At 67.5% G+C, this 24,869-nt stretch carries 25 protein-coding genes and 1 pseudogene; 17 read left to right on the top strand and 9 right to left on the bottom strand.

Features of this window, described 5'->3' with window-relative positions:
- Positions 1 to 39: 39 nt before the first annotated feature.
- The 6 genes from A3OM_RS0112415 (at position 40) to cysG (ending at position 10,115) form a co-directional block, all read left to right on the top strand.
- Positions 40 to 834 carry an ABC transporter ATP-binding protein gene (locus tag A3OM_RS0112415; protein WP_018044086.1) on the top strand — a complete coding sequence of 265 codons (795 nt, stop codon included), beginning with the start codon at positions 40 to 42 and terminating at the stop codon, positions 832 to 834.
- Positions 835 to 850: 16 nt separating this feature from the next.
- Entirely contained in the window at positions 851 to 2,074 is a 1,224-nt protein-coding gene (locus A3OM_RS23960) for an FAD-dependent oxidoreductase (RefSeq protein WP_018044085.1), read from the top strand.
- Positions 2,075 to 2,085: 11 nt separating this feature from the next.
- The gene (locus A3OM_RS0112405) at positions 2,086 to 3,873 is read left to right on the top strand and encodes a NirA family protein (RefSeq protein WP_026175986.1); all 1,788 of its coding nucleotides are present in this window, start codon (positions 2,086 to 2,088) and stop codon (positions 3,871 to 3,873) included.
- 247 nt (positions 3,874 to 4,120) lie between these two features.
- Positions 4,121 to 5,719 carry a sulfite reductase subunit alpha gene (locus tag A3OM_RS0112400; protein ID WP_018044083.1) on the top strand — a complete coding sequence of 533 codons (1,599 nt, stop codon included), beginning with the start codon at positions 4,121 to 4,123 and terminating at the stop codon, positions 5,717 to 5,719.
- 208 nt (positions 5,720 to 5,927) lie between these two features.
- Positions 5,928 to 8,606, top strand: coding sequence for a nitrate reductase (locus A3OM_RS0112395; RefSeq protein ID WP_026175985.1), 2,679 nt, complete (start codon positions 5,928 to 5,930; stop codon positions 8,604 to 8,606).
- A gap of 15 nt (positions 8,607 to 8,621) precedes the next feature.
- Entirely contained in the window at positions 8,622 to 10,115 is a 1,494-nt protein-coding gene (gene cysG / locus A3OM_RS0112390; protein ID WP_018044081.1) for a siroheme synthase CysG, read from the top strand.
- 9 nt (positions 10,116 to 10,124) lie between these two features.
- Here the strand turns inward: cysG and A3OM_RS0112385 are convergent, their stop codons facing one another.
- Both A3OM_RS0112385 and A3OM_RS0112380 read right to left on the bottom strand, forming a co-directional pair.
- Positions 10,125 to 10,607: a hypothetical protein gene (locus A3OM_RS0112385; protein WP_018044080.1), complete on the bottom strand. Its 483-nt coding sequence runs from the start codon at positions 10,605 to 10,607 to the stop codon at positions 10,125 to 10,127.
- A gap of 77 nt (positions 10,608 to 10,684) precedes the next feature.
- On the bottom strand, positions 10,685 to 11,587 hold the full coding sequence (locus A3OM_RS0112380) for an acyl-CoA desaturase (RefSeq protein ID WP_018044079.1): 903 nt from the start codon (positions 11,585 to 11,587) through the stop codon (positions 10,685 to 10,687).
- Between the two features lie 102 nt (positions 11,588 to 11,689).
- Between A3OM_RS0112380 and A3OM_RS0112375 the strand changes: the two genes are divergently transcribed.
- From A3OM_RS0112375 to A3OM_RS0112365, 3 genes are all read left to right on the top strand, one after another.
- Positions 11,690 to 12,013, top strand: a complete 324-nt coding sequence (locus A3OM_RS0112375; protein ID WP_018044078.1) for a metalloregulator ArsR/SmtB family transcription factor — start codon at positions 11,690 to 11,692, stop codon at positions 12,011 to 12,013.
- Positions 12,014 to 12,157: 144 nt separating this feature from the next.
- The gene (gene ampH / locus A3OM_RS0112370) at positions 12,158 to 13,273 is read left to right on the top strand and encodes a D-alanyl-D-alanine-carboxypeptidase/endopeptidase AmpH (RefSeq protein WP_018044077.1); all 1,116 of its coding nucleotides are present in this window, start codon (positions 12,158 to 12,160) and stop codon (positions 13,271 to 13,273) included.
- Between the two features lie 115 nt (positions 13,274 to 13,388).
- Positions 13,389 to 13,967 (top strand): SCO family protein, encoded by a 579-nt coding sequence (locus A3OM_RS0112365; RefSeq protein WP_018044076.1) that lies wholly within the window; start codon positions 13,389 to 13,391, stop codon positions 13,965 to 13,967.
- Positions 13,968 to 13,971: 4 nt separating this feature from the next.
- Here A3OM_RS0112365 and A3OM_RS23955 read toward each other — a convergent pair whose 3' ends face one another.
- A complete protein-coding gene (locus A3OM_RS23955; protein ID WP_348625458.1) occupies positions 13,972 to 14,607 on the bottom strand; it encodes a glycosyltransferase in 636 nt (211 codons plus the stop codon).
- Between the two features lie 174 nt (positions 14,608 to 14,781).
- Between A3OM_RS23955 and A3OM_RS25865 the strand changes: the two genes are divergently transcribed.
- Positions 14,782 to 15,393, top strand: a complete 612-nt coding sequence (locus A3OM_RS25865; protein WP_157196484.1) for a hypothetical protein — start codon at positions 14,782 to 14,784, stop codon at positions 15,391 to 15,393.
- Here A3OM_RS25865 and A3OM_RS0112355 read toward each other — a convergent pair.
- Positions 15,390 to 15,620, bottom strand: a complete 231-nt coding sequence (locus tag A3OM_RS0112355; RefSeq protein WP_018044074.1) for a DUF6471 domain-containing protein — start codon at positions 15,618 to 15,620, stop codon at positions 15,390 to 15,392. The two genes, A3OM_RS25865 and A3OM_RS0112355, sit on opposite strands and share 4 nt — an antisense overlap.
- Positions 15,621 to 15,730: 110 nt before the next feature.
- Between A3OM_RS0112355 and A3OM_RS0112350 the strand changes: the two genes are divergently transcribed.
- A complete protein-coding gene (locus tag A3OM_RS0112350; RefSeq protein ID WP_018044073.1) occupies positions 15,731 to 16,696 on the top strand; it encodes an IS1595 family transposase in 966 nt (321 codons plus the stop codon).
- 15 nt (positions 16,697 to 16,711) lie between these two features.
- Here A3OM_RS0112350 and A3OM_RS25860 read toward each other — a convergent pair whose 3' ends face one another.
- The 4 genes from A3OM_RS25860 to A3OM_RS23945 form a co-directional block, all read right to left on the bottom strand.
- The gene (locus A3OM_RS25860) at positions 16,712 to 17,215 is read right to left on the bottom strand and encodes a hypothetical protein (RefSeq protein WP_157196483.1); all 504 of its coding nucleotides are present in this window, start codon (positions 17,213 to 17,215) and stop codon (positions 16,712 to 16,714) included.
- Between the two features lie 91 nt (positions 17,216 to 17,306).
- The gene (locus A3OM_RS25855; protein WP_157196482.1) at positions 17,307 to 17,609 is read right to left on the bottom strand and encodes a hypothetical protein; all 303 of its coding nucleotides are present in this window, start codon (positions 17,607 to 17,609) and stop codon (positions 17,307 to 17,309) included.
- A 283-nt stretch (positions 17,610 to 17,892) separates the two neighbouring features.
- Positions 17,893 to 18,324, bottom strand: coding sequence for a hypothetical protein (locus A3OM_RS23950; protein ID WP_018044072.1), 432 nt, complete (start codon positions 18,322 to 18,324; stop codon positions 17,893 to 17,895).
- A gap of 33 nt (positions 18,325 to 18,357) precedes the next feature.
- A complete protein-coding gene (locus A3OM_RS23945; protein ID WP_018044071.1) occupies positions 18,358 to 19,620 on the bottom strand; it encodes a glycosyltransferase in 1,263 nt (420 codons plus the stop codon).
- Between the two features lie 137 nt (positions 19,621 to 19,757).
- On the opposite strand from A3OM_RS23945, the gene A3OM_RS0112335 reads away from it, so the two are divergent.
- The gene (locus A3OM_RS0112335; protein ID WP_043764331.1) at positions 19,758 to 20,606 is read left to right on the top strand and encodes a transporter substrate-binding domain-containing protein; all 849 of its coding nucleotides are present in this window, start codon (positions 19,758 to 19,760) and stop codon (positions 20,604 to 20,606) included.
- Between the two features lie 37 nt (positions 20,607 to 20,643).
- On the opposite strand, the gene A3OM_RS0112330 is transcribed toward A3OM_RS0112335, so the two are convergent.
- The gene (locus A3OM_RS0112330; protein WP_018044069.1) at positions 20,644 to 21,708 is read right to left on the bottom strand and encodes a nitronate monooxygenase family protein; all 1,065 of its coding nucleotides are present in this window, start codon (positions 21,706 to 21,708) and stop codon (positions 20,644 to 20,646) included.
- 249 nt (positions 21,709 to 21,957) lie between these two features.
- Here A3OM_RS0112330 and A3OM_RS26660 point away from each other — a divergent pair.
- The 5 genes and pseudogenes from A3OM_RS26660 to uraD all read left to right on the top strand — a co-directional run.
- A pseudogene (locus A3OM_RS26660) lies at positions 21,958 to 22,365 on the top strand (MFS transporter); the annotation flags it as partial.
- A 70-nt stretch (positions 22,366 to 22,435) separates the two neighbouring features.
- Positions 22,436 to 23,326 (top strand): MFS transporter, encoded by an 891-nt coding sequence (locus A3OM_RS23940; RefSeq protein ID WP_245257789.1) that lies wholly within the window; start codon positions 22,436 to 22,438, stop codon positions 23,324 to 23,326.
- 46 nt (positions 23,327 to 23,372) lie between these two features.
- Positions 23,373 to 23,909, top strand: coding sequence for a hydroxyisourate hydrolase (uraH, locus tag A3OM_RS0112320; RefSeq protein ID WP_018044066.1), 537 nt, complete (start codon positions 23,373 to 23,375; stop codon positions 23,907 to 23,909).
- Positions 23,910 to 23,960: 51 nt separating this feature from the next.
- Positions 23,961 to 24,314 carry a hydroxyisourate hydrolase gene (gene uraH / locus A3OM_RS0112315; RefSeq protein WP_018044065.1) on the top strand — a complete coding sequence of 118 codons (354 nt, stop codon included), beginning with the start codon at positions 23,961 to 23,963 and terminating at the stop codon, positions 24,312 to 24,314.
- 5 nt (positions 24,315 to 24,319) lie between these two features.
- Positions 24,320 to 24,838, top strand: coding sequence for a 2-oxo-4-hydroxy-4-carboxy-5-ureidoimidazoline decarboxylase (gene uraD / locus A3OM_RS0112310; RefSeq protein ID WP_018044064.1), 519 nt, complete (start codon positions 24,320 to 24,322; stop codon positions 24,836 to 24,838).
- Positions 24,839 to 24,869 lie beyond the last annotated feature (31 nt).

The raw sequence follows: 24,869 nt of genomic DNA, 5'->3' as shown, positions 1-24,869 counted from the left end.
CCGTGCCCCGACCGCCTCTCGCAGAGGGACACGAGACCCATGAGCTATCTCAGCATCGAGAATGTCGGCATCAGCTTCACCCGCGCAGGGCGCACTAACGAGGTGCTGCGCGACGTGAGCGTGAAGATCGACAAGGGCGAGTTCGTCTCGCTGATCGGCCATTCCGGCTGCGGCAAGTCGACGGTGCTCAACATCGTCGCCGGGCTGCTCAAGGCCTCCACCGGCGGCGTCCTCCTGGAAGAGAAGGAGGTGAACAGCCCCGGTCCGGACCGCGCCGTGGTGTTCCAGAACCATTCCCTGCTGCCCTGGCTGACCGTGCGCGAGAACGTGGCGCTGGCCGTGGAGAAAGTGCTCAAGGGCAAGAAGACCAAGGCCGAGCGGTCCGAATGGATCGACCACAACCTCGCCCTCGTAAACATGACCCATGCCGCGGACCGTCGCCCCAACGAGATCTCGGGCGGCATGAAGCAGCGCGTCGGCATCGCCCGGGCGCTCGCCATGGAGCCGAAGGTGCTCCTCCTCGACGAGCCGTTCGGGGCGCTGGACGCGCTGACCCGCGCCCATCTGCAGGACTCGCTGATGGACATCCATGCGCGGCTGAAGAACGCCGTGATCATGATCACCCACGATGTCGACGAGGCGGTGCTGCTCTCGGACCGGATCGTGATGATGACCAACGGCCCCTCGGCAACGGTCGGCGAGATCCTGAAGGTCGATCTCGAGCGTCCCCGCCGCCGCCTCGATCTGGTGGAGGACGCCACTTACACCCATGCCCGCGCCGCCGTGCTCGAGTTCCTCTATGCCCGCCACGCCAAACCCGCCATGGCGGCGTGAGGATCGGACGCAGGTCATGAAGGAGCGTCTGGTGGTGATCGGCAACGGCATGGCGTCGTTGCGCTTTCTGGAGCGGCTGACCGAGCGCGCGCCCGGTCGCTACGACGTCACCGTCGTGGGTGCCGAGCCGCAGGCGGCCTATAACCGCGTCCTGCTCTCGTCGCTGCTGGGCGGTGAAGTCGACGAGGCCGCCTGCGCCTTTCGTGGCCTCGACTGGTACGAGGCGCACGGCATCCGCCTCATCACCGGCGCGCCGGTGACGCAGGTCGACCGGGAGAACGCCCTCGTCATCGTCGGCGAGACCCATGTCCTGCCCTTCGACAAGCTCGTCCTCGCGGTGGGTTCGCTGCCGATCCGGCTGCCGAAGCCCGGCATGGACCTGCCCGGCATCATCACGTTTCGCGATCTCGCGGACGTGGCGGCGATCCGGAAGGCCGCGGTGACGGGGGCGAGGGCCATCGTCATCGGCGGCGGCCTGCTCGGGCTGGAAGCCGCCGTCGGCCTCGCCCGGCTCGGCGTCGACACGACCCTGCTCCACGTCATGGACCGGCTGATGGAGCGCCAGCTCGACCACCACGCCGCCGGCCTGGTGAAGCGCGCCATGGAATCGCGCGGTGTCCGCGTGCTGCTCAAGGCCGATACCGCCCATGTGGAGGGCGACGGCCGGGTCGAGCGCCTCGTCCTGTCGGACGGCACGGTGCTGCCGGCCGATCTCGTGGTGATGTCGGTGGGGGTACGCCCCAATGCCGTCCTCGCCCAGGGCGCCGGGCTCGAAGTGGGGCGCGGCATCAAGGTCGACGACCGGATGACGAGCTCCGATCCGCGCATCTTCGCGCTGGGCGAATGCGCCGAGCATCGCGGCATGGTCTACGGCCTCGTCGAGCCCGCCTACGACCAGGCCGAAGTGCTGAGCCGCCACCTCGTCGGCGAGGAGGCCGCCTATCCCGGCACCTCGCTGGCCACCAGCCTGAAAGTGTCCGGCCTGCCGGTCTTCTCCGCCGGGCTGATCGATGCGCCCGAAGGCGCCGAGACGGTGGTGATGTCGGATCCCGGCCTCGGCCTCTACCGCAAGCTGATCATCGGCGACGGCAAGCTCCTCGGCGCCGTCTTCGTCGGCGACATCGCCGAACAGGGCTGGTGCAAGACGCTGATCCGCACCGGCGAACCCATCGCCGACCACCGCGACGACCTGATGTTCGGGCGCGTCCACGCCCCCGATTCCCAATCCCTGGCAGCATGATGGAGGCTTCCATGGCCGACGACTTCAACGCCGAGCAGAAGCGCTACCTCGAAGGCTTCGCCTCGGGCATCGCCGCCGCCCGCCTCACCGGCGGCCTCGCCCTGGGGCAGGGTGCCGCCGCTCCTTCGGAGCCGACCGGGCCGGACGCGATCCACATCAAGGCCCAGGACGCCACGGTGAAGGCCGGCGGCAAGCTCTGCGACCAGGAGAAGTGGAAGCGGGCCGAGAACCCGTTCGACGGGCATAACCGCCTCATCGCCGAGGCCGCCACCGGTAAGGCCCCGAAGCCGGAGGACAATTTCCGCTGGCGCTATCACGGCCTGTTCTGGCTCGCCCCGGCCAGCGGCGACTTCATGTGCCGCCTGCGCATCCCCAACGGCATCCTGCAGCACTGGCAGTTCGCCGGTATCGCGGATCTCGCCGATGCCCATGGCGGCGGCTACAGCCACGTCACCACCCGCGCCAACCTCCAGGTCCGCGAGATCACGGCGGAGCACGGCCAGCCCTTCCTCGACGGGCTGATCGATCTCGGCCTCACGGCGCGCGGCTCGGGCGCCGACAACATCCGCAACGTGACCGGCTCACCCGTGGCCGGCATCGACGCCCAGGAACTCCTCGACACGCGGCCCCTGGCCAAGTCCTGGCACAACTGGATCATCAACGACCGTTCGCTCTACGGCCTGCCGCGCAAGTTCAACGTCGCCTTCGATGGCGGCGGCGTGATGCCGGTGCTGGAGGAGACCAACGATATCGGCTTCCAGGCGGTGAAGGTCCTCGACGGCGCGGCCGTGGAGCCCGGCATCTGGATGCGCCTCGTGCTCGGCGGCATTTCCGGCCACCGCGATCTCGCCCGCGACACCGGCGTGGTGCTGAAGCCCGAGGCCTGCAACACGGTCGCCGACGCGATCCTGCGGGTCTTCATCAAGAACGGCGATCGGACGAACCGCAACAAGAGCCGGATGAAGTACGTCCTCGATGCCTGGGGCTTCGACAAGTACCTCGCCGCCGTGGAAGACGAGCTCGGATACAAGCTCGACCGGGTCGACCCGGCCCACATCGCCCCGCGTGGGCCCATGGACCGCTTCTCCCATGTGGGCGTCCACAAACAGGTCCAGCCGGGCCTGAACTGGATCGGCGTGATCCTGCCCGTGGGCAAGTTGACCTCCGACCAGATGCGGGAATTGGCAAAGATCTCGTCGGAATGCGGCGACGGCGCCATCCGCATGACGGTGTGGCAGAACTTCCTGTTCTCCGGCGTGCCCGATGCCAAGGTGGCCGAGGTCCAGGCCCGCGTGGCAGCGCTCGGCCTCACCACCGAGGCGTCCAGCATCCGCGCCGGCCTCGTGGCCTGCACCGGCAACAAGGGCTGCAAGTTCGCCGCCTCGGACACGAAGGGCCACGCGCTCGTCATCGCCGATTACATGGAGGCCCATCTGCCGGAACTCGACGTGCCCGTGAACGTCCACGTCACCGGCTGCCACCATAGCTGCGCCCAGCATTACATCGGCGATATCGGCCTCATCGGCGCGAAGGTCGTCGTCTCGGAGGAGGGCGACACCGTCGAGGGCTACGACATCGTCGTCGGCGGCGGCTTCGGCGACAGCCCGAAGATCGGCACCGAGATCTGGAAGGCGGTGAAGGCGGAAGAGTGCCCCTCCCGCATCGAGGCGCTGCTGCGGAGCTACCTCGCCCGCCGCGAGAGCCCGGCCGAGAGCTTCCAGGCCTTCACCGCACGCACCGGCCCGGAGAGCCTCCGCAGCCTCGCCGAAGATCAACCCGTCCTGAAGGCCGCAGCATGACGCGGATGGGACCATCCCCTCTCCCCGCACGCGGGGAGAGGGTCGAGCCCCCCTCGTCGGGGGCGAGACAAGCCCGAAGGGCGGGGGTGAGGGGGCGTCTCCACCCGAAGCTCCTCCGACTACGCCCCCTCACCGTCGGCTGCCGCCTCGCCGCGACGACGACGGGGTCGTCGCGGCCCTCTCCCCGCACGCGGGGAGAGGGGACCGAATGCCGTCGAGCGCTCCGCCAATCCTTCCGGTAATCGCCATGACTCAACACGTTAGCCCCCCCCTCGTTCTCATCCCCGAGAACGCCCCGTTCAACCCGGACCAGCGCTCCTGGCTGTCCGGCTATTTCGCCGCCCTGCTCGGCCCCGCCGTGGAGGGCGCGACGGCCCTCGCCCCCGGCGATGCGGGTGGCGGGCCGAAGCTCGCCGACAACGACGACGCGCCCTGGCACGATCCGTCGATGCCGCTGCCCGACCGGATGGAGCTCGCCAAGGAGCGGCCGGAGGCACAGAAGCTCATGGCCGCCATGGCGCAGCAGGATTGCGGTCAGTGCGGTTATAATTGCGCGGATTACGCCAACGCCCTGTTCCTGAAGAAGGAAGAGCGCCTCAACCTGTGCCAGCCGGGGGGGAAGGACACCCTCCGCATGCTCAAGAAGCTGGATGAGGAATTCGGCGCGGGCGGCGGCGCGAAGGCGGCCGAAGCGGGGGAGGGCGAGGCCAAGGCGGAAGCGCCCCTCGGACCGCTCGGCTATTGCCGAGAAAACCCGGTGGAAGCCGTGTTCCTGTCCCGCACCCGCCTCAACGAGCCGGGCGGCGAGAAGGAGACCTGGCATGTCGAGATCGATCTCACGGGCACGCCCATCGAGTACGTGGTCGGCGATTCCCTCGGGCTCTTCCCCTCGAACCCGCCGGCCCTGGTGGATGCGATCATCGCTGAACTCGGCACCCGGCCCGAGCGCATGATCGGCGGCCAGACCCTGCGGAACCGGCTGATCAAGGATTACTCCCTGGGCGCCGCGCCGGACGGGCTCTACCAGCTCCTCTCCCTCCTCACCTCGGGGGAGGCGCGCAAGAAGGCGCGGGCGCTCTCGGCGGGCGAGGATCCGGACGGCGATGCCGCCTATCTCGACGTGCTCGGCGCGCTCCACAAGTTTCCCGGCGCCCGGCCCGACGCGGAGGTCTTCCTGGAAGCCCTCGACGAGCTGCAGCCGCGACTCTACTCGATCTCCTCCTCGCCCAAGGCCGATCCGGGCCGAGTCTCGCTCACGGTCGACGCGGTGCGCTACAACCACCGCTCGCGGCTGCGTCTGGGTGTCGCCTCGACCCATCTCGGCGAACGCATCGCCGAGAAGACCACGGTCAAGGTCTACCTGCAGAAGGCGCACGGCTTCGCCCTGCCGGAGGACCTGTCGAAGGACGTGATCATGTGCGGGCCGGGCACCGGCATCGCGCCGTTCCGCGCCTTCCTGCGCGAGCGCGCCGCGACCCAGGCGCCGGGACGCAACTGGCTGTTCTACGGCCACCAGCGCCAGGCCAGCGACTTCTTCTACAAGGACGAGCTGAACGCGCTGAAGGACGGCAAGGTGCTCACCCGCCTGTCCCTCGCCTGGTCGCGGGACGGGACCGAGAAGACCTATGTGCAGGACCGCATGCGCGAGAACGGCGCGGACCTGTGGAAATGGCTCGAAGGCGGCGCCCATTTCTACGTCTGCGGCGATGCCAAGCGCATGGCCAAGGATGTGGAGCGGGCGATCATCGACGTCGCCGGGACCCATGGCGGCAAGAATCCCGACGAGGCCGTGGCCTACCTCGCCCATCTGAAGAAGACCGGGCGGTATCAGGCCGACGTGTATTAGCACACGCCGAACCCTCCCCCGCCGCGGGGGAGGGTGCCTGCGGAGCAGGCGGGAGAGGGGCAGCGCGACCTTTCCGAATGGGGCAGCGCTCCCCTCTCCCGACCCGCATTCGCGGGCCACCCTCCCCCGCAGAGGGGGGAGGGAGATGCGCACATCCGGCCCGACTCTTGCTGCCCTTCGAACCCTGGAATTCGCCGAGGATTTCGCCATGAACGCGCACGTCCAGGCACCCGCCGCCGCCGTGAAGACCACCTGCCCGTATTGCGGCGTCGGCTGCGGTGTGATCGCCACGCCGGACGGGCAGGGCGGCGCGGGCATTGCCGGCGATACCGAGCATCCGGCGAATTTCGGCCGCCTCTGCTCCAAGGGCTCGGCCCTCGGCGAGACCCTGTCCCTCGACAGCCGCCTGCTGCATCCCTCCGTCGACGGGGTGCGAGCGAGCTGGGAATCGGCCCTCGGCACCGTGGCCGGCGGCCTGCGCAAGGTCGCCGAGCAGCACGGCCCGGATTCGATCGCCTTCTACCTGTCAGGCCAGCTTCTCACCGAGGATTACTACGTCGCCAACAAGCTCGCGAAGGGCTTCCTCGGCACGCCGCATGTGGACACCAACTCGCGCCTTTGCATGTCGAGCGCGGTGGCCGCCCACCGGCGCGCCTTCGGTTCGGATACCGTGCCGGGCTGCTACGAGGATCTCGACGAGGCCGACGTGATCGTGCTGGTCGGGTCCAACACCGCCTGGTGCCACCCGATCCTGTTCCGCCGCATGGTCGATGCACGCGCCAAGCGCGGCACCAAACTCGTGGTGATCGACCCGCGCCGGACCCAGACGGGGGAGGAGGCGGACCTCTTCCTCGGCCTGAAGCCGGGCACCGACACCGCCCTGTTCTCAGGCCTCCTCGTGCATCTCGCGAGCGCGGGCGCCCTCGATTACCGCTTCGTCCTCGACCACACGACGGGCTTCGAGGGGGCGCTCGAACGCGCGCGCTCGATCGCGCCGGACATCGCCGCGACGGCCGCCGCCACCGGCCTTTCGGACGCGGATGTGGGCGCCTTCTTCGCGCTGTTCACCCGCACGAAGCGCGTCGTCACCGCCTTCTCACAGGGGGTGAACCAGTCGGCGCAGGGGACCGACAAGGGCAACGCGATCATCAACTGCCATCTGGCCACCGGCCGCATCGGCAAGGCCGGCGCGGGGCCGTTCTCACTCACCGGCCAGCCCAACGCCATGGGCGGGCGCGAGGTCGGCGGCCTCGCCAACATGCTGGCCGCCCACATGCATTTCGCCCCCGAGGAAGTGGACCGGGTCCGCCGGTTCTGGTCGGCGCCCAACATCATCACCGGCGAGGGCATGAAGGCCGTCGCCCTGTTCGAGGCGGTGGAGCGCGGCAAGATCAAGGCCCTGTGGGTGATGGGTACCAACCCCGTCGTGTCGATGCCACGCGCCGACGCGATCCGCGAGGCGATCAAGGGGCTCGACCTCTACGTCGTGTCCGAGGCCGTGGCCGACAGCGACACCGCCATGGCGACGGGCCGGAAGACCGTGCTGCTGCCGGCCCAGGCCTGGGGCGAGAAGGACGGCACCGTCACCAATTCCGAGCGGCGCATCTCGCGCCAGCGCAGCTTCCTGAAGGCTCCCGGCGAGGCACGGGCGGATTGGGCGATCATCAGCGACATCGCCAAGCGCCTCGGCCACGGCGAGGCCTTCGCGTATCCGAACGCCGCCGCGATCTTCCGCGAGCACGCGTCGCTCTCGGCCTTCGAGAACAACGGCACCCGCGACTTCGACATCGGCGCGGTGAGCGATATCTCGGACGCGACCTATGCCGGCGCGAAGCCGCTGCAATGGCCGCTGACGAAGCGCGGGGCCAAGGACGGCAAGCCGCGCCTCTTCGCCGACGGACAGTTCTTCACCTTCGACAAGCGCGCCCGCTTCGTCGCCGTACAGCCCCCGGCCCTGGCCCAGGCGGCGAGCGCGGACTTCCCCTTCGTGCTCAATACCGGCCGGGTCCGCGACCATTGGCACACGATGACGCGCACGGGGAAAAGCCAGCGCCTCTCGGCCCATCGCGACGTGCCCTTCGTGGAGATCCACCCCGACGACGCGGCCATGATGGGCGTGGTCCATGGCGGCCTCGCCACGGTCTCCACCGCGCATGGTGCGGCGGTGCTGGAGGTGATGGTGGGGGAGGGTATGCGCCGGGGCGACCTGTTCGCCGCCTTCCACTGGAGCGGGGCCACCGCGTCGGAGGGCCGGGTCGGCGCCCTCGCGCGCGGCATCCCCGATCCGGTCTCCGGACAGCCCGAGTTGAAGGCGACGCCGGCCGCCATCGCGCCGGCGGTCTATCGCAGCCGAGGCTTCCTGTTGACCCGCGAGCAGCGGTCGCTTCCCACCGGATGGTGGTGGGCGCGCGCCACGATCCAGGGCGGGTCCGGGCTGCACTTCGCCACCCAGGAGAGTTCGCGCGAGGTCGCGTTGATGCTGCGGGGGATGTTCCAGGGCCTCGAGATCGCCGAATATGCCGACCACGCCCGTGGCCGCTACCGCTTCGCCGCCTATGACGGGGAGCGTCTCGTCGCCTGTCTGGCCCTGACGCCCGGCGACGCGAAACCGGGCTGGGAATCGGAGAAGGCCTATTTCGCCGCCGACGATCTCGAACCCTCCGCCCGGCGCGCCCTGCTCTCAGGCCGGGCCGAGACGGCGTCGGCCGGGCCGACCGTCTGCGCCTGCCACGGTGTCGGCCTCGACGTCATCACCGGCACCATCGCGGCCGGGGCGCAGAGCGTCGAGGCAGTGGGTGCCGCCTGCAAAGCCGGCACGAATTGCGGCTCGTGCATCCCAGAGATCCGCAAGCTGCTGCCGCAGGCGCTTGCGCGCGACGCCGCATAAGCTCATTTTCATAGGATGAGCACGCCCCGCCAGCCCCGGGAAACCCGACCCGCCGGAATCGCCGCCCGTGAGGGCGCCGGACATGCCGGCCTCGAACCACTGGCGGTCCTGCCGGTCTTCGTGCCGCTGCAGGGCAAGCGCGCGGTGCTGGCCGGGTCCAATGGCGGCGCGCCGTGGAAGGTGAAGCTGCTCGCCGCCGCCGGGGCCGATGTTGACGTCTACGCGCCCGAACCCAGCGACGAGTTGCGCGCGGTGCCGGGCGAGATCGTCGCCGGCAGCGTCACCCTGCATGAGCGCCAGTGGCAGCCCTCCGACCTGCAGGGCGCGGCCTTCTGCATCGGCGCCATGGAGGACGAGGCCGATTGCATCGCCTTCGTGGCCGCCGCGCGGGCGACCGGCGCCATCGTCAACGCCGTCGACCGGCCGCATCTCTGCGACGTGAAGTTCGGCGCCATCGTCAACCGCTCGCCCATGGTGGTGGGCATTTCCACGGAGGGCGCGGCTCCGGTCTTCGGGCAGACCGTGCGCGCCCGGATCGAGGGCATGCTGCCGCGCGGGTTCAAGGCCTGGATCGGCGCCGCCCGCGACTGGCGCGAGGAGGTCACGAGCCGCTTCCACGCCTTCTCCGACCGCCGCGCCTTCTGGGAGCGCTTCACGGATCGCGCCTTCGCCGAGCCGGACCGGACACCCACCGAGGCGGATCTGGCCGAACTCCTCGGCCAGACGGAGGTGGCCCCCAAGGGCGGGGCGGTGACGCTCGTCGGCTCGGGGCCGGGCGATGCCGAACTCCTGACGCTGAAGGCCCTGCGGGCGCTCCGCAACGCCGACGTGATCCTCTACGACGACCTCGTGGCGCCCGAGATCCTCGATTATGCCCGCCGCGAGGCGCGCACCATGCTGGTGGGCAAGACCGGGCACGGCCCCTCCTGCCGCCAGGACGACATCAACGCGCTGATGGTGCAGCTCGCCAAATCCGGCAAGCAGGTGGTGCGCCTCAAATCCGGCGACCCCCTGGTCTTCGGCCGGGCCGGCGAGGAGATCGACGCCTGCCATCAGGCTGGTATCCCCGTGAGCGTGGTGCCGGGCATCTCGGCGGCGCAGGGGGCGGCCGCGTCGCTGGGCGTCTCCTTGACCAACCGCGACTCGGCGCGACGCCTGCAATTCGTCACCGGCCACGACCGCCGCGGCACCCTGCCGTCGGACCTGAACTGGGGCGCGCTCGCCGATCCGAGCGTCACCACCGTGGTCTACATGCCGAAGAAGACCCTGCGCGAGCTGCTCGACCGCGCCGTCGCCGAGGGTCTGGCACCGGCCACCCCCGCGCTCCTCGTCTTCAACGCCACGCGCCCCAACCAAGCCGTCGTGTCCGGCACAGCCGCCGATCTGGCGGACCGGGTGGAGGCATCGGGCTACGATGGGCCGGCCTTGCTGATGGTGGGCGAGGCTTTGCGGCGACAGGGGGCCGCCCTGGCGGACGAGACCGGGGAACGAGATCAGATCGCCGTGTGACAGGGTTCGTCACACCGGAGGCGTCTGCTTTCGCGGCACCGACAAGCCATAGAATGCGAGGCCCGACACGAGGGGCCCCAACAGGAAGAGCAGGTTTTCCGCCGACCCCATGGCGGCGGCGAGCCGGTGGAGAAATCCCTGCGGCCTGGAGGCGGATTCCGTCATCAGGACGAGGACGAGACAGGCGAACAGCCATACCGCGACCGGCGAGCCGAGGCTCCATGGCAGGAGATGCCGCTCGATTGACGGCCGGAAGATCGCCCCCGCGAAAATCGCGATGAGGATCAACGGCCCGGCAAAGAGAAGTCCGGCCACCATCAGGGCCATCGTTCTGCCGAGGCCCCTCGACAGGGCTCGGGCCATCGTCTCCGTCGCGGCCCCATCCGGCAAAGCCGGCCAGAGCAGCATCTGAATGACCAGAACCGATCCGACGAGGCCGATGATGCCCGCCAAGGCAACGCGCAGGGTGATCGGCCAGGAGGCGGATGACATGATCGTGTTCCTTTCGTCGGCCGAGGCAGCGAGGAGATCGCGGTCGCCCCTGAGCGGGCGGGCTCCGGGGGATGGGTTCAAACCGTGACGCGGCGCAATCCCTCCCTCGGCGTCAGGTCGCCCGGCTGCTTGAGCCCCCACACCAGACCGAGCCGGCGCATCGCGAGCAGCACCCACCAACCCGGATCGTGCTGACCCGGCTCGATGCCGAGGCGAGCGGAGTCCGGCCAGGCATGGTGGTTGCCGTGCCAGGCCTCGCCGAAGGTGACGAGGGAGGCCGCCGGCAGGTCGTGTCCCTGCACCGCGACCCCGTCCACCGCCCAGCCCTGCGGCCCACACCGGTGGGTCAGGTGGCCGACGAGCCAGTGCCCGGTGAGGCTCACGGCGATCCGCACGGGAATGCCCCAGACCAGCCACGGCATGCCGCCGAGCGCGTAGAACAGGATCGCCCACGGGATCTGCTGCGCCATCCAGGTCGCCTCCAGCCAACGCAGGAAGCCATCGCGGGCGATCCTGTCCTCCGGCACGAAGCGGGGCGGGTGGGTGAGATCGAGGCGGCAATGCATCTGCCACCACGCGTCACGTAGAAACGGTGCGCGGTGGGCATGGAGATCGTGGCACGAGGCCTGGCGCTGCGCCCAGTCCCGGGTGTCGTGGAGCCGTACCATGCCGAGTGGTCCCGCCATGCCGACCAGCGTGCCGAGATAGACCAGCACCCGCTCCACCCAGAGTGGCGCCGACAGGCTGCGATGGATCAGGAGCCGGTGCAGGCCGATGGAGTGCCCGAGACAGAGGGTGACTGCGCTGCTGGCGAGGAAGAGCAGCACCGCACCGGGCGTGACGAAGATCGGCGCCAGGGAGACAGCCGCCAATGTCATGCCACCGGTCCAGAGCGACCGGGACGGCGCCCAGCGGACCCGCCCTTCCGTGGCGGAGGTATCCGGTCCCGCAATGAGGCGGGGTGTCGAGAGAAGCGTCATGCGGGCCTCCAATGATTAGGCACTTACCTAATTATATCAGCGACCAATTTGTCAATCGTTAGCTCATCGCCTAAATGTTCGGTGAAGTGAGGCACCGATCCCATGCAGCGCGTCTTCGAGGCCCTGGCATCCCCAGTGCGACGGAAAATCCTCGCCTATCTGGCGCATGCCGAGCTGAGCGCGGGCGACATCGCCTCGCGCTTCGAGATGTCGAAACCGTCGATCTCGCAGCACTTGTCGATCCTGGAAAATGCCGGCCTGGTGGCGAGCGAGAAGCGCGGGCAGTTCGTGTTCTACCGGCAGGTGGAGGACAATCTCGCCAACACACTCGCCGGCTTCGTGCAGGAGGTCTGCCCCGTCGGCCGCCCGCTCCGGCGCGAGAGCGCCACCCTGGCCGGCGACCGTGGGAAGGGCGGGGAGGGCTGAGATCGGACGTCCCGTCGCGGCGACTTGCCTCCGGACGGCGTGAACGATCAAACACCTGTGAATCGACCCGGCGGCGCCACCCGCCCGATGGGCTTGCACCACGTGCGATGCGTGTAGAGTTCCGACCAGAATCGGAGCCACGCCGTGAACAAGCGATTCGCTGTCCTCGCCCTTGCCCTGTCGCTCGCGACGACGACACGAGCATTTGGCGCCGCCGATCCGGTGATCGCGGCGGCGACGGACTTGACCGGTGACGTCCTGTTCCTCGAATCCGGCGCGCCCGGCATGATCCTGGTGGTCGTGCGCGGGGACGGGACCTTCATCCGCGGCTACGGCGAGACCAAGAAGGGCAACGGCATCACGCCCGATGGAACGAGCCTAGTGCGGCTCAACTCCATCACCAAGGTCTTCACCACGGAGGTGCTGGCCTCGCTCGCCACGGAGAGGAAGCTCTCCCTCGCCGATCCGCTGCAGAGCTTCGCGCCGGAGGCGAAGGTTCCCGCTTTCGAAGGGCGGCCCATGACCCTGCTCGATCTGGCGACCTATTCGGGCGCCCTGCCACGCGAGATGGGACACGCCCCCGAAGGCACGAACCCACGCGCCTGGCCGACCCGCGACGACCGCTGGTCCTGGCTCGGCACATACACGCTGCCCTGGGCTCCCGGCACCGTCACGTCCTACTCGAATGTGGGGTTCGACCTCCTGGCCGATGCCGTCGGCGCGGCGGGGGGCGCGGCCTATCCCCAGTTGCTGCGCAGCCACGTCACCAGGCCGCTGGGAATGGCCGATACCGGACTGTCACCGACGCCAGAGCAATGCGCGCGGCTGATGATCGGCTCGGGCCTCGGCGGCCCGGCCACCTGCGTCGACACCCAGGCGACGGGCGGAAGCGGCGGCCTCTACAGCACCGGCAACGACATGGCGCGCTGGCTCCGGCACAACGTCACCGCCACGAGCGGCGCGCTCGCCCTGAGCCACGCGGTCTACCGCCAGCGCCAATCGATGCCGGCAGCGATCGGCTTCGACGAAGCCTCGCCCATGGCGGGCCTCGCCCTCGGCTGGGTGGCCCTGGCGGCCAAGGGAAACGAACCGGCGATGCTGGCCAAGAGCGGGGGAGGCGCCGGCTTCATGAGCTACGTCGCCTTCGCGCCGGGGCGTGATGTCGGAGTCTTCGTCGTCATCAACCGCATCGATTTCGCGGCGTTCTCCGCCTTGACCAGCACGACCCACAAGCTGATCGCCGCCCTCGCGACCCGCTGAACCCAAGTGGTGAAGCCGGTCTCACGCAGCCCCCGGCGACACATTGACGGTTGCCCGCATCCCCGGCCCATGCTCTTGCCGCAGCGTCCCTCCGGAACCGGCTTGAAGGCTCCCCATGCGTCGCGCCCTTCCCCTCATCCTCTTCGCCCTCGGCCTCGTGGCGCTCGGGGTCGCCGCCACCGTGATGCTCGTGCCGAAGGCCGGGCAGGTGGCGACCAGCAGCGTCGGCGGCCCCTTCACCCTCACCGACCAGGACGGACGGCGCGTCACCGAGCGCGATTTCGCCGGGGCGACCCATCTCGTCTTCTTCGGCTTCACCCATTGCCCCGACGTCTGCCCGACCACGCTGCAGCAGATCGGTGATGTGCTCCAGGCGCTCGGCCCCAAGGGCAAGGACACGAAGGCGCTGTTCATCGCGGTCGATCCCGAGCGCGACACGCCCGAGGCCCTGAAGACCTACCTCGCCAGTTTCGATCCCCGCATCGTCGGACTCACCGGCTCGCCGGAGGAGGTCGCCGCGACCGTGAAGGCCTACCGCGCCTATGTCCGCAAGGTGCCGACCAAGGGAGACGACTACACGATGGAGCACACGGCGCTCGTCTACATCATGGATGGCCGGAACCGCTTCGTGAACGCCCTCAACCTGATGAAACCCGCCGACCAGGCGGCGGCGGAACTCGCCAAGGCGCTGTGACGCGTCATCGCGGCGGGTGCGGTGTCAGCGCCCCGCTGCGCGAGGTGCGGGACAGGCCGTGCTCGGTCTTGTTCCAGCGGTCGGGTGCGAGGATCAGTTCGATCACCCCGCGCCAGGCGGCGAGGCTGACGAGCAGGAAATAGGCCGGCAGCAGGGGCACGAAGGGGACGAGATCGTGCCAGCCCCGGCGCCGGCAGCCGATATAGGCCGGCAGCAGCATCGCCACGAAGCCCGAGACGAACACCGTGATCGCGGCGCCCGTCGGCAGGTTCGACCAGAAATCGCTCCCCGGCTCGATCCGGCTGGGCCAGAGGGAGACCAGAGCCGGCAGCATCAGAAACGGATAGGCCAGAGCCGAGGCCACCGTGCCGGGGATGAGGGCGATGGCGCATAGGCTCGCCAGGGGGCCGAGTTCGCGGAACGTGACCAGGGGGGTGCGGCCATGGGTGAGGCTGGTCTGGAGGAAGCCCTTCATCCAGCGGGTGCGCTGGTTGAGCCAGGCCTTGTAGCGGGCCGGCGCCTCCTCGATCGTGTTGCTCGGCAGATCACCCACATCGTAGCCGGCCCGCGCCAGCCGCAGGCCGAGATCGGCATCCTCGGTGACGTTCCAAGAATCCCAGCCATGGACGGCGCGCAGGATGTGGGTTCGGAAATGCGGCCTTATGGAGCAAATGCACCAAATATGATGGCGTAGGCCATTGTATACGGTGCGTTCCCATGGGGCTCATTTTCGGAGATGGAATTATGCGCGCGAGACGACTTTGGGATCAATCTAAGCCTACCCCTGCAAATCAGGAGCGGGCATGTTCGCAACATGAACACACGTCGCTTTGGATTTCTCGGTACCGCAGGGTTCTTCCTACTCCTGTTTCTGTACGACAGGCTGGCGAAACCCATCCTCGACGTCGAGATCCAGGATTATTGGAAGGAGACCGCACGCCCTTCGTTGTCTCCGCATCTTGCCTCATCGGTCAGCGCAATGATTGAGTGGCTTGGCCTTTTCTGGAGCGGAGTTGGCTCAACCTTGCTAGTCATGCTCGTTTTCGAGCTATTTTTTGCGTGGCGGAGACACAAGACGAAATGGAAAAAGAGCGCCTTTCTATCTCTTACGTTTGATGGAGATCATCAAACTGCGTCACCTAACAACCAAGATGGCGTCGAGTATTATTATTGGACAAATATACCAGGGGTAGAAATTGATTTTGAGGGCAGAAGACATAGAGAGATCGCAGGATACACAATGGTTTTTCTGTCTCTTTCGTACCCGATGAGTACAAATTACAATAGAATTCGGGTTGTTGGTGGGGGCATAAGATGTGAATTGCTTTCTGACAGCAGCAGCGGGGCTGTTATTAAGGCGAACGGAGATATGAGAGGGCGAACAATAGAAATTCGATTTAGCGCAAGCCCTATACCGCTCGATTAGTCAAGTTTTATCTCTTTTGCACCGATCGCTGTCATTACCTGCACCATAAAGACGGCCGTGAACTTCCCCCGCGCCAACTTGTTGCGAATATTCGGCTCGGTCTCCTTCACACCGATAGAGGCCAGCTTATCGACAAGCTGCGCGTAGGTGACGCCCTTACGCTTCAGTTCGGCTTTCAGGATCGCCTTCACCCGCGCATCCCAGTGTTCCTCTAGGCCTTCGGTCATGCGTCTGCATCCTATCTGATTGCAGATGCCATCATACGCGATGCTTTTGCCCTTGACTACGATGCGATTATGCCATCATATGCGATGCATAAGCATTCGAGACGATGGCAATGGCCTCCCACTTCCTCCTTTCCGCAGCCGCCCGCACCCTTTCGCTCAAGGCGATTTACAAGGGCGGCGAGGACAAGGCCTACCAGACCTTCAAGCGCCTTCGCTGGCCTGAGACGGACGGTGAGCCCGTGTGCCCGGCCTGCGGTTGTCTCGACCACTACGACATCTCGACCCGTCGTCGCTTCAAGTGCGCGGGCTGCGGCAAGCAGTTCAGCGTCACCAGCGGGACCATCTTCGCCTCGCGCAAGCTGGCCTTCACCGACCTGTGCGCTGCCGTCGCCATCTTCGTGAACGCGGTGAAGGGCCTCTCGGCTCTGCAACTCGGTCGTGACCTGTCGGTGTCCTACAAGACGGCTTTCGTCCTCGCTCACAAGCTGCGCGAGGCCCTTTCGGCTGAGACGCGCGGCCTTGGCCTCGACGGAGAGGTTGAGATCGACGGCGCGTACTTCGGCGGTCACGTCCGCCCAGAGAACCGCAAGGAGGATCGCAAGGATCGCCGTCTCAGGGAGAACCAGAGCGGCGAGCGCCGCGTCGTCATCGTCATGCGCCAGCGCAAGGGCCGGACCCTGACGTTCGTCGCCAAGCGCGAAGCCGAGGGCGTCGCCCTGGCCGAACAGCACGTCGCCCACGGGTCCAAGGTCTATGCGGACGAGGCGACCCACTGGGACGAGCTAGAGGCCAAGTTCCCCGACGCTGGCCGCATCAATCACTCCGAAGCCTACTCGGCGGACGGCGCCAACACGAACCAAGCCGAGAGCTTCTTCGCCCGCCTGCGCCGCATGGTGTCGGGCCAGCATCACTTCGTCACCGCCCGCTACCTTCACCAGTACGCCGCTGAGGCCGCTTGGAAGGAGGACAACCGTCGCCTCCCGAACGGCATGGCCTTCGCTCAGACCATCCGTCTGACGATGGCATCCCCCGTCAGCCGCGCTTGGAAGGGCTACTGGCAGCGGCACGAAGGTTAAAATGGACCTTCGTGCCTACTTCGGCGGCGCGGTGCCCATGAGCGAAGGAGGCATCACTTTGGGAGCGGCAGGTGAGTTTGTTACATCTTTATTGTCGACGTGTTTTGACGTCGCTGTGTTATACGCCCACACTGCACCATTGCCACCAACGTTTATAATAGTAAGAACACCAGCTAGAACGCTAACACACAGTGCAACAAATCCAAGTCTACCAAGAACTGTCGCGGCCTTGAGTTCGTCTTTTACTCGACCAAAAAAACTAGATGAGATCTTATTATTAGGGTCGAGTATATAGGCAATATGGAACGATAGTTCTTGCAGGCATTCTATTTGCTCTTTTGAGAAGCAGTTTTTCCCTGCAGTCTTATGTTTGATGCAAATAGCTTCAATCGCTTCAACGACGCGGTCATGGACAACGCCTGTGCGATGATCTGCATTTTCTACTCGCTCAAACGAGTCCAAAATGCCTCGTGATTTACGAGCAGCATCAATGCGAAGCTGCCTAGCCTCATCGTTCATTTGTCGCGCGCGGCTAGGAAAAGAGGGCTACATCCCGTTCATATAGCGTAAGTTCAATGCACCACAAGCGCACAGTATGCGCACCATGCACTTAAGCTGTCGCTAACTCACGAGAGAGCTGTTCGGCACTGCTTTTTGGAAAGCCCTGCTTCAAAAGGCTTGAGCGCAGCCCCTCAGCGGATACAGGTTGTCCGTTACTGACGTACAGCATCAAAGCGCTGAGAATGCCGTCGACTTCTTTTTCGCTGTACCCGCCGTTTGAAAGGGCGGACCGAAGCTGGAACTCAAGCTCACGCAGCCGCGCAGAACGAATCCGCTCTCTTGCTTTTGCATCGACCGGCCGATTCATGGCGCCGACCTCATTGCGATCACTGGCCCTGCGGGCAAGTGCCATAGGAATGCCTCTGTTCTAAATCGTGTAACGTGACTACGGACTTAACGATCACGCTGTCTGCCGGAACGTCTCTTATGCGAGAGAGGTTCCCCGCTACGCGACAAGGCATCAAGCTTCCTAACTCGCATGATCGCCGTTTCGAGTACCGCGTCAACAAGATAGTTAGGTCGCGGCATTCACACAAATTTTTATTTTCGAAGCTCGTCAGCGTACGAACCTCCAATCGCAAATGCCATAGTTGTCCCAAGCGAGGCAATCTTCGCCGCTTGAACGGCCAAGAACGCTACCGCGCTATCGCCCTCCAAACCTGCCCGTCTTTAGTCCGCTCACCCTCAACCATGCGGCTCGCCCGCATCCGTCTGAGCGCGCAGCCGACGCGGCGGGTCACGTCCGTCAGTAGCCTACGATCCCGCCCGTCCTTGCCCTCTGTCTGGCACACGAGGACCGCTAGCTGGTGAGCCGTCAGAGGCCCGTCAGCCTTGCGTATCTCGGCCAAGAGGTAGTCCCGCAGTTCGTTGCGATAGAACAGGACGATGCGGGCTGCGCGGGGCGTGGAGCCTACCAGTTCGCCCCGATACCCGCAGGCGTCCAGCACCCTATCTAGGGCCTCTATGTCGTTGGAGAGGATCGCCATGCGCTCGCGCAGTTCGGCGTTTTCTCGGCTCAGTTCCTCGCGCTTGGCGAGCAATCCGTTGATAAGGGTCTGGTCCTGCATTTTGCCATCATAGGCGATGACATAGGCCTTTACCTAGCGTGCTTTTTGGTGCATTTGCTCCATAAGGCCGCGGAAATGGGTGGAGGTCCCACCCAGCGGCGTCGGCAGCCGCCATGCGGCCAGCGCCGGGCCGAGCACGTCGAACAGGGCCGTGTATTCGAGGGCAAAGCACCGGGTCAGCCAGGAATCGCGGGCATTGTCGATGACGAGGCGGCCCTGCAGGCAGGCTGTGCGCGGGGAGGCGCGGGCGAAGGCCTCGGCGGCTGCCCGCAACTGGCCGGGATCGGGCACGTCCTCCGCGTCGTAGACGACGAGGCAGCTTCCCCTTGCCAGGGGCAGGGCGGCGTTGAGGGCGCGCGGCTTGGTCCTGGGCAGCCCCGGCGGCACGACGACGACCTCCACATGCGCCGGCAGGGTGAGGCGGGCGAGCGCCTCCGCCGTAGCGGCGTCGTCGGCCTCGGTGAGGAGCTTGATGTCGAGCTTCGCCACCGGGTAATCGAACCGCGTCAGCGCCTCCAGCAAGCGCGGCACCACCGCCGCCTCCCGGTAGAGGGCGACGAACACCGTGTAGACCGGCAGGTCGACGTCCGACATCCTTTGCCCGGGCGTGTCCTCCGGCGCGATCCTGCCGGTCGGGCCGATGGCGGCCACGCGAAAGGTGAGCAGGACGAGAAATCCGACCTGCACCAGGACCCAGGCCGCCGTGACGAGGAACGCCGGCAGGCAGGCCAGGGCGAACAGGAACGCGCCGAAGACGAGGCCCGCCAGCGCAAGGAGCGGCGCCACGGGGACGGCGTTGTAGGCCCAGTCCGGCCTCCGCCTGAGAAGGTCGTCCGAGGCATGGGCCGCGACTCCCACCGAGCGCTGGGCGAAGATCGCGTGGCGCAGGGCCGTCGGGGTGGTGATCGCCGGCATCAGACCGGTGGGGCTGCGTCCCTGCAGCAATTCGACGACGGCGCGTCCCCGCGGCGCGTAGACGAAGGCCGCTCCCGTCCCCGGATCGAGGGGCGCGACACCTGCGACCAAACTGTCGGGAAACCGCGCCCCGGCGCCGAGGGGCAGGCGCGCGCCGAGATAGCGCGCGCCGAGGGTGAGGGCGAGGGCGCGGTAGAAGCGTTCCTCGTCCATCAGCCCGGACTGGATCAGGGCGGTGGCGGCATCGGTGCCGCTCGCCCGCGCCAGGGCGGCGGCCTTCGCCAGCAGCATCGGGGAGGCGGCGTGGCTCAGGAGAAACGCGATCTCCGGCGGCAATGCCACCGTTTCGCCGCGCAGGCTCCTGAAACCGAGGATCGACACCGGAACCGGCTCCCCGAGGCCCGGGAACGTGATAGGGGAGAGCCGTGAGCCAGACGATTCCCGCGCACAACCAGTGCGCCACAGATACAACCACACCGTCAAGCCGCCTCGCCTGGTGTGCCGCCGCTTTGCTGGTGATGGCGCTGTTCTCGGCTTGGCCGGCGGCAGCGCAAGACTCGACAGCGCACGATACGGCCTCGCGGGACACGGCCTCGCCGAGCGTGACGATCCCGAATTTCTGGAATCCGCGCAGCCGGCTCGAACGGATCGAGGCGCCGCAGACGGCGCGCGCCGTCCGCTTCCTCACCGACGACGAGTTCCCGCCCCTGCATTTCGCCGGCCCGGACGGCGCACCCACCGGCTTCGTGGTGGAACTCGTCCGGGCGGTCTGCGAACGCCTGTCGCTCAACTGCACGATCCAGGCGCGGCGGTTCGATACGCTGCTCGACGCCCTGGCCGACCGGCAGGGCGACGTGGTCGCGGCCGCGATCCCGCTCACCCCGACCCTGCGCAGCCGCTTCCTCGCCACCCGTCCGTATTTCCGCTGGCCGGCGCGCTTCGCGGCCCGCACGGACAAAGGCCTGCCCGCCCCCTCGGCCAAGGCGCTGGCCGGCAAGTCCGTCGGCATCGTCGGGGCAAGCGCCCATGCGGCCTATCTGAAGGCGTTCTTCCCCCAGGCGGAGGCGCGCGAGTTCACCGACCTCGCCACCGCCGAAGGGGCGCTCCGGCGCGGCGACGTGGATTACGTCTTCGCCGACGGGCTCAACCTCGCTTTGTGGATCGGCGGCATCGATTCCTCGAATTGCTGCGCACTCGTGGGCGGCGACTACCTGGAGAACCGCTATTTCGGCGAGGGCATCGGCCTCGTCACCCGGCGCGAGGACACGGCCCTGTCGCGCGCCCTCGACGAAGCCCTCCAACGGCTCTGGGACGAAGGGAAATACGCCGAGCTGTATCTGCGGTTCTTCCCCGTCAGTCCGTTCTGACTCGCCGGCCCATCCCCCTCGGGGCGCCGGGCCGGCCTTACATCCTCAGCATCCCGCACGCCTCGTCCGCCAACCGCAGGGTCAAATCCGCAGCCCCCGTTTCCCGTGCCAGAGCCGCCGCCTGTCCCGACCAGAGCGGCGAGAAGTCGCCCGAGCCTGCAGCCTCCGCGCGCTGGCGCAGGGGCTGGAGCGCCACGGCAGCGGAGGGAAAGGCCGGCGCGTCGGCGCTCACCGGGCCGAGCTCCGCCAAAGCACGGTTGACGAGACCTCGGGCGGGGCGCCCCGTGAACACGTTGGTGAGCGCGGTATCCTCGTCGCGGGCGGCCCGTAGCGCCGCGAGATGGACGGCGGAGATGCCGGCCTCCGGGCAGAGGAGATAGGCCGTGCCGATCTGGACGGCGGACGCGCCGAGGGTGAGCGCCGCGGCGACCCCGCGCGCATCGGCGATGCCGCCCGCCGCGATGACGGGCACGCGCACCGCGTCCACCACCTGCGGCACCAGGGAGAAGGTGCCGACCTGGGACTCCACCGCATCGGTGAGGAACATGCCGCGATGGCCCCCGGCATCGGCCCCTTGGGCGATGATCGCGTCCACGCCGCGCTCTTCGAGCCAGCGGGCCTCGCGCACCGTGGTGGCGGAGGAGACGACGAGACAGCCCGCCTCCCTGACGCGGCGGAGGAGGGCGGCCTCGGGGAGCCCGAAATGGAAGCTGACCACCACCGGGCGCAGATCCTCCATGACGGCGCACATCGCCTCGTCGAAGGGCGCACGGTTGGCCATGGCGACGGGTACTGACGGGTCGAGGCCGAGTTCGCGGTAATAGGGCGTCACGCGCTGGAGCCATGCGGCCTCGCGGGCCGGATCGGCGGCGGCCGGCGTGTGGCAGAAGAAATTCAGATTGAACGGACGATCCGTGCTCCGGCGGATCGCCGCGACCTCGCTGCGTAACTGCTCGGCGTTCAGGGCGGCGCAGGCCAGCGACCCGAGGGCGCCGGTGGTGGAGACGGCGGCCGTGAGCCGGCCCCGAGGCCCGACCATCGGGGCCTGGACGATGGGATGATCCAGACCGGCGAGATCGAGAAAGCGTCTGTCGGGCCACATGGCATGGTCTCCTTGGCAAGGCGTCGATCACCGTCTGTCTACACCATCGAAGCGCGATGGTTTCCGGTTGGCTCCGCAGCCCGTGAGGAACGCGATGGAAAGTCTCGCTCGGGGTGGATAACCCCGCTCGCAGGCGAGTTTCGCGGCCCGTCCGGATGTCGGATCGCGCGGGAACATGGTCCAACTATTGCTGGTGTTTCGGCGAGGTTTGCATCGGCGCCGATGGTGTGACGGACCTCGAGGCGATCCATGGCGATCCGGTCATATCCCGTTCCCGATGCGTCATCGACCCGGCCTCGCCCGTCGCTCGACGCGGCCTACCGCCGGATTACCTGGCGCCTGCTGCCGTTCCTGATGGCGCTCTGGATCCTGTCCTGGATCGACCGCGTCAATATCGGTTTCGCCAAGCTGCAGATGCTGTCCGATCTCAAATTCAGCGAGACGGTCTACGGCATCGGCGCGGGCATCTTCTTCATCGGCTACTTCCTGTGCGAGGTGCCGAGCAACCTGCTGCTGGAATATATCGGCGCCCGCAAGACCATCGCGCGGATCACGTTCCTCTGGGGCGCCTGCTGCGTGGCGATGATGTTCGTCACCACACCGGCCTTCTTCTACGTCCTGCGCTTCCTGCTCGGAGTGTTCGAGGCCGGCTTCTATCCGGGCGTGATCCTGTATCTCACCTACTGGTACCCGAGCGAGCGGCGGGGCGAAGGTGTTCGGGCTGTTCATGTCGGCCTCGGCGATCGCCGGAGTGATCGGCGGGCCGCTGGCCGGGGCGATCCTCACCGGCATGGACGGCGTGAACGGCTGGGCCGGCTGGCAATGGGTGTTCCTGCTGGAGGGCATCCCGTCGATCCTCGCGGGGTTCGTGACGCTCCTCTACCTGACCGACCGTCCCGCCAAGGCCAATTGGCTGACACCGGAACAGCGGGCAATGATCGAAGCCGATCTCGCCCGCGACGCCGAGGCCTTGGGTCCGCGCGAGCACCGCATTCTCGCCTCCCTGAAGGATGTCCGGGTCTGGCAGTGCATCGCGATCTTCTTCTGCATCATCATGGCGAACTCGGCCCTGACCTTCTTCGGGCCGAGCGTGGTGCGCGATGCCGGCTTCACCGATCCGCTCACCGTCGGCTGGATCATGTCGGCGGCCTATCTGTGCGGCGGCATCGGGATGATCCTCAACGGGCGCCATTCCGATCGCACCGGCGAGGCGCGCCTGCATTGCGGGATCCCAGCGACGATCGGGGCGCTCGCCATCGCCCTCGTCGGGTTCCTCGTCCCGGCCAGCCCGGCTCTGGCGATGCTGGCGCTCGCCGTGGCGATCGTCGGCACGATGAGCGCGATCCCCGTCTTCTGGCAGATCCCGGGGCGGTTCCTGGCGGGCTCCGCCGCCGCGGCCGGCATCGCCCTGATCAATTCGGTGGCCAACCTCGCAGGCTTCGGCGCTCCCGCCCTCATGGGTTACCTGCGCGAACATACCGGCTCGGCCTCCGCCGGCCTGTGGCTGGTCGCGGCCTTCGAGCTCGCGACGATCGTGCTGATCCTCGCCTTCGTCCCACCCGCCACCCCGGCGCTGGAGCGCCGGGCCGCCGCCCGTGCCGCCCATGAGCCGGCCTGACCCCGCCCCCGGTCACGCCGGAACCGGCCCTCTGCAGGAGACACAGTTGAACCACCCCCCTGAGCGACCCGACCTCACGCGCCGCAGCCTGGTCGGCGCCGGCCTCGCCGGAATCGGTCTCGCCGGCACGGTCGCCGCCACCGGCACCGTGCTGGCCCAGGGCGCGCCCGCCCCGGCTCCGGCACAGCCGGGTGCCCTGACCACCGGCCCGACGATGCAATCGGGCCTCGGCCCGCGCCTCACCATGCACGCCATCGACAATTTCCACGGCACACCGGGCGCGGGCATGGTCTGCGACCTCTCCGTGCGCGATGGCGACACCTACCGGCCGATCAAGACGATCACGACGGGAGCCAACGGCCGCTCGCCCGAGCCGCTCCTCATCGACGACACCCTGAAGACCGGGCGCTACGAGTTGCTGATGCATGTGGAGGAATACTTCGCCCGGATCGGCGTGGCGCTGCCGAGCCCGAACTTCCTCGGCCTCGTCCCGATCCGCTTCCACATCCGCGACGCGAGCCAGCGCTACCACCTGCCGATCCTGTTCACGCCCTGGGGCTACTCGTACTATCGCGGCAGCTGAGAGCCCCGACCGTCCGCAACCGCTTCCTCACGACACGATCCGAGAGACCCGATGGCCGGCATCACGACACATATCCTCGACTCGGAGCGCGGGCGCCCCGCGCCCGGCGTGCGCATCGACTTTTCGGTGATGGAGGAGGGGCGCTGGCGCCTCGTGAAGAGCGTCGTCACCAATGCCGACGGGCGTACCGACAAGCCGATCCTGCCGGCGGACGAGGCGAAGATCGGGCAGTATCAGCTTGAATTCTTCATCGACAGCTATCTGAAGAGCCGGCCCGGGTTAAGCGAGGCGGACATCTTCGTAGACAATCCGGTGGTGCGGTTCGCCGTCTTCGACGCCAAGCAGCATTACCACGTGCCGATGCTGTGCACGCCCGGCAATTGCACCACGTATCGCGGGAGCTGAAGCCTTTGTCGGATCTGGCCGCCATCCACCGTCTCGACCGGGACGCCTTCGTCGCCCTGCTCGGCGGGGTGTTCGAACACGCGGCCTGGGTCGCCGAGGCGGTGGCGCCGGCCCGCCCCTTCGCCAGCGTGGCCGAGTTGCACGCCGCGATGATGGACGCGGTGCGCCATGCGCCCGAGGCGCGGCGCCTCGCCTTCCTCAACGGCCACCCGGAACTCGCCGGCCCCGAGGCACGGGCGCGGGCGATGACGGCCGACTCCGCGAGCGAGCAGGGCAGCGCCGGCCTCGACCACCTCCCGCCCGAGGATGCGGCGGCCTTCGACCGCCTGAACGCCGCCTACCGGGAGAGGTTCGGTTTCCCCTTCATCATCGCCGTGCGAGGCCGCAGCCGGGCCGAGATCCTCGCGGTGTTCGAGGCTCGGCTTCGACGGGAGCGGGCCGAGGAGGAGGCCACCGCCCTCGACGAGATCGGCGCGATCACGCGGATGCGCCTGGACATCCTGATCGCCGGGACGGGCGACTGAGAGCGCATCGGGGCTCCGGACACGGAACCCA

Origin of the sequence: Methylobacterium sp. 88A, from assembly GCF_000376345.1 — a bacterium.
In the GTDB taxonomy this organism is placed as follows: Bacteria; Pseudomonadota; Alphaproteobacteria; order Rhizobiales; family Beijerinckiaceae; genus Methylobacterium; species Methylobacterium bullatum.
The sequence above is the reverse complement of the archived record's forward strand: the minus strand, read 5'-3'. Positions and strand labels throughout refer to the sequence as shown.

Coding starts and splice junctions, on each gene's coding strand:
- A3OM_RS0112415 (WP_018044086.1), top strand. CDS start 40: ATGAGCTATCTCAGCATCGAGAATGTCGGCATCAGCTTCACCCGCGCA.
- A3OM_RS23960 (WP_018044085.1), top strand. CDS start 851: ATGAAGGAGCGTCTGGTGGTGATCGGCAACGGCATGGCGTCGTTGCGC.
- A3OM_RS0112405 (WP_026175986.1), top strand. CDS start 2,086: ATGGCCGACGACTTCAACGCCGAGCAGAAGCGCTACCTCGAAGGCTTC.
- A3OM_RS0112400 (WP_018044083.1), top strand. CDS start 4,121: ATGACTCAACACGTTAGCCCCCCCCTCGTTCTCATCCCCGAGAACGCC.
- A3OM_RS0112395 (WP_026175985.1), top strand. CDS start 5,928: ATGAACGCGCACGTCCAGGCACCCGCCGCCGCCGTGAAGACCACCTGC.
- cysG (WP_018044081.1), top strand. CDS start 8,622: ATGAGCACGCCCCGCCAGCCCCGGGAAACCCGACCCGCCGGAATCGCC.
- A3OM_RS0112385 (WP_018044080.1), bottom strand. CDS start 10,607: ATGTCATCCGCCTCCTGGCCGATCACCCTGCGCGTTGCCTTGGCGGGC.
- A3OM_RS0112380 (WP_018044079.1), bottom strand. CDS start 11,587: ATGACGCTTCTCTCGACACCCCGCCTCATTGCGGGACCGGATACCTCC.
- A3OM_RS0112375 (WP_018044078.1), top strand. CDS start 11,690: ATGCAGCGCGTCTTCGAGGCCCTGGCATCCCCAGTGCGACGGAAAATC.
- A3OM_RS0112365 (WP_018044076.1), top strand. CDS start 13,389: ATGCGTCGCGCCCTTCCCCTCATCCTCTTCGCCCTCGGCCTCGTGGCG.
- A3OM_RS25865 (WP_157196484.1), top strand. CDS start 14,782: ATGAACACACGTCGCTTTGGATTTCTCGGTACCGCAGGGTTCTTCCTA.
- A3OM_RS0112355 (WP_018044074.1), bottom strand. CDS start 15,620: ATGACCGAAGGCCTAGAGGAACACTGGGATGCGCGGGTGAAGGCGATC.
- A3OM_RS0112350 (WP_018044073.1), top strand. CDS start 15,731: ATGGCCTCCCACTTCCTCCTTTCCGCAGCCGCCCGCACCCTTTCGCTC.
- A3OM_RS25860 (WP_157196483.1), bottom strand. CDS start 17,215: ATGAACGATGAGGCTAGGCAGCTTCGCATTGATGCTGCTCGTAAATCA.
- A3OM_RS25855 (WP_157196482.1), bottom strand. CDS start 17,609: ATGGCACTTGCCCGCAGGGCCAGTGATCGCAATGAGGTCGGCGCCATG.
- A3OM_RS23950 (WP_018044072.1), bottom strand. CDS start 18,324: ATGCAGGACCAGACCCTTATCAACGGATTGCTCGCCAAGCGCGAGGAA.
- A3OM_RS0112335 (WP_043764331.1), top strand. CDS start 19,758: ATGGCGCTGTTCTCGGCTTGGCCGGCGGCAGCGCAAGACTCGACAGCG.
- A3OM_RS0112330 (WP_018044069.1), bottom strand. CDS start 21,708: ATGTGGCCCGACAGACGCTTTCTCGATCTCGCCGGTCTGGATCATCCC.
- A3OM_RS23940 (WP_245257789.1), top strand. CDS start 22,436: ATGTCGGCCTCGGCGATCGCCGGAGTGATCGGCGGGCCGCTGGCCGGG.
- uraH (WP_018044065.1), top strand. CDS start 23,961: ATGGCCGGCATCACGACACATATCCTCGACTCGGAGCGCGGGCGCCCC.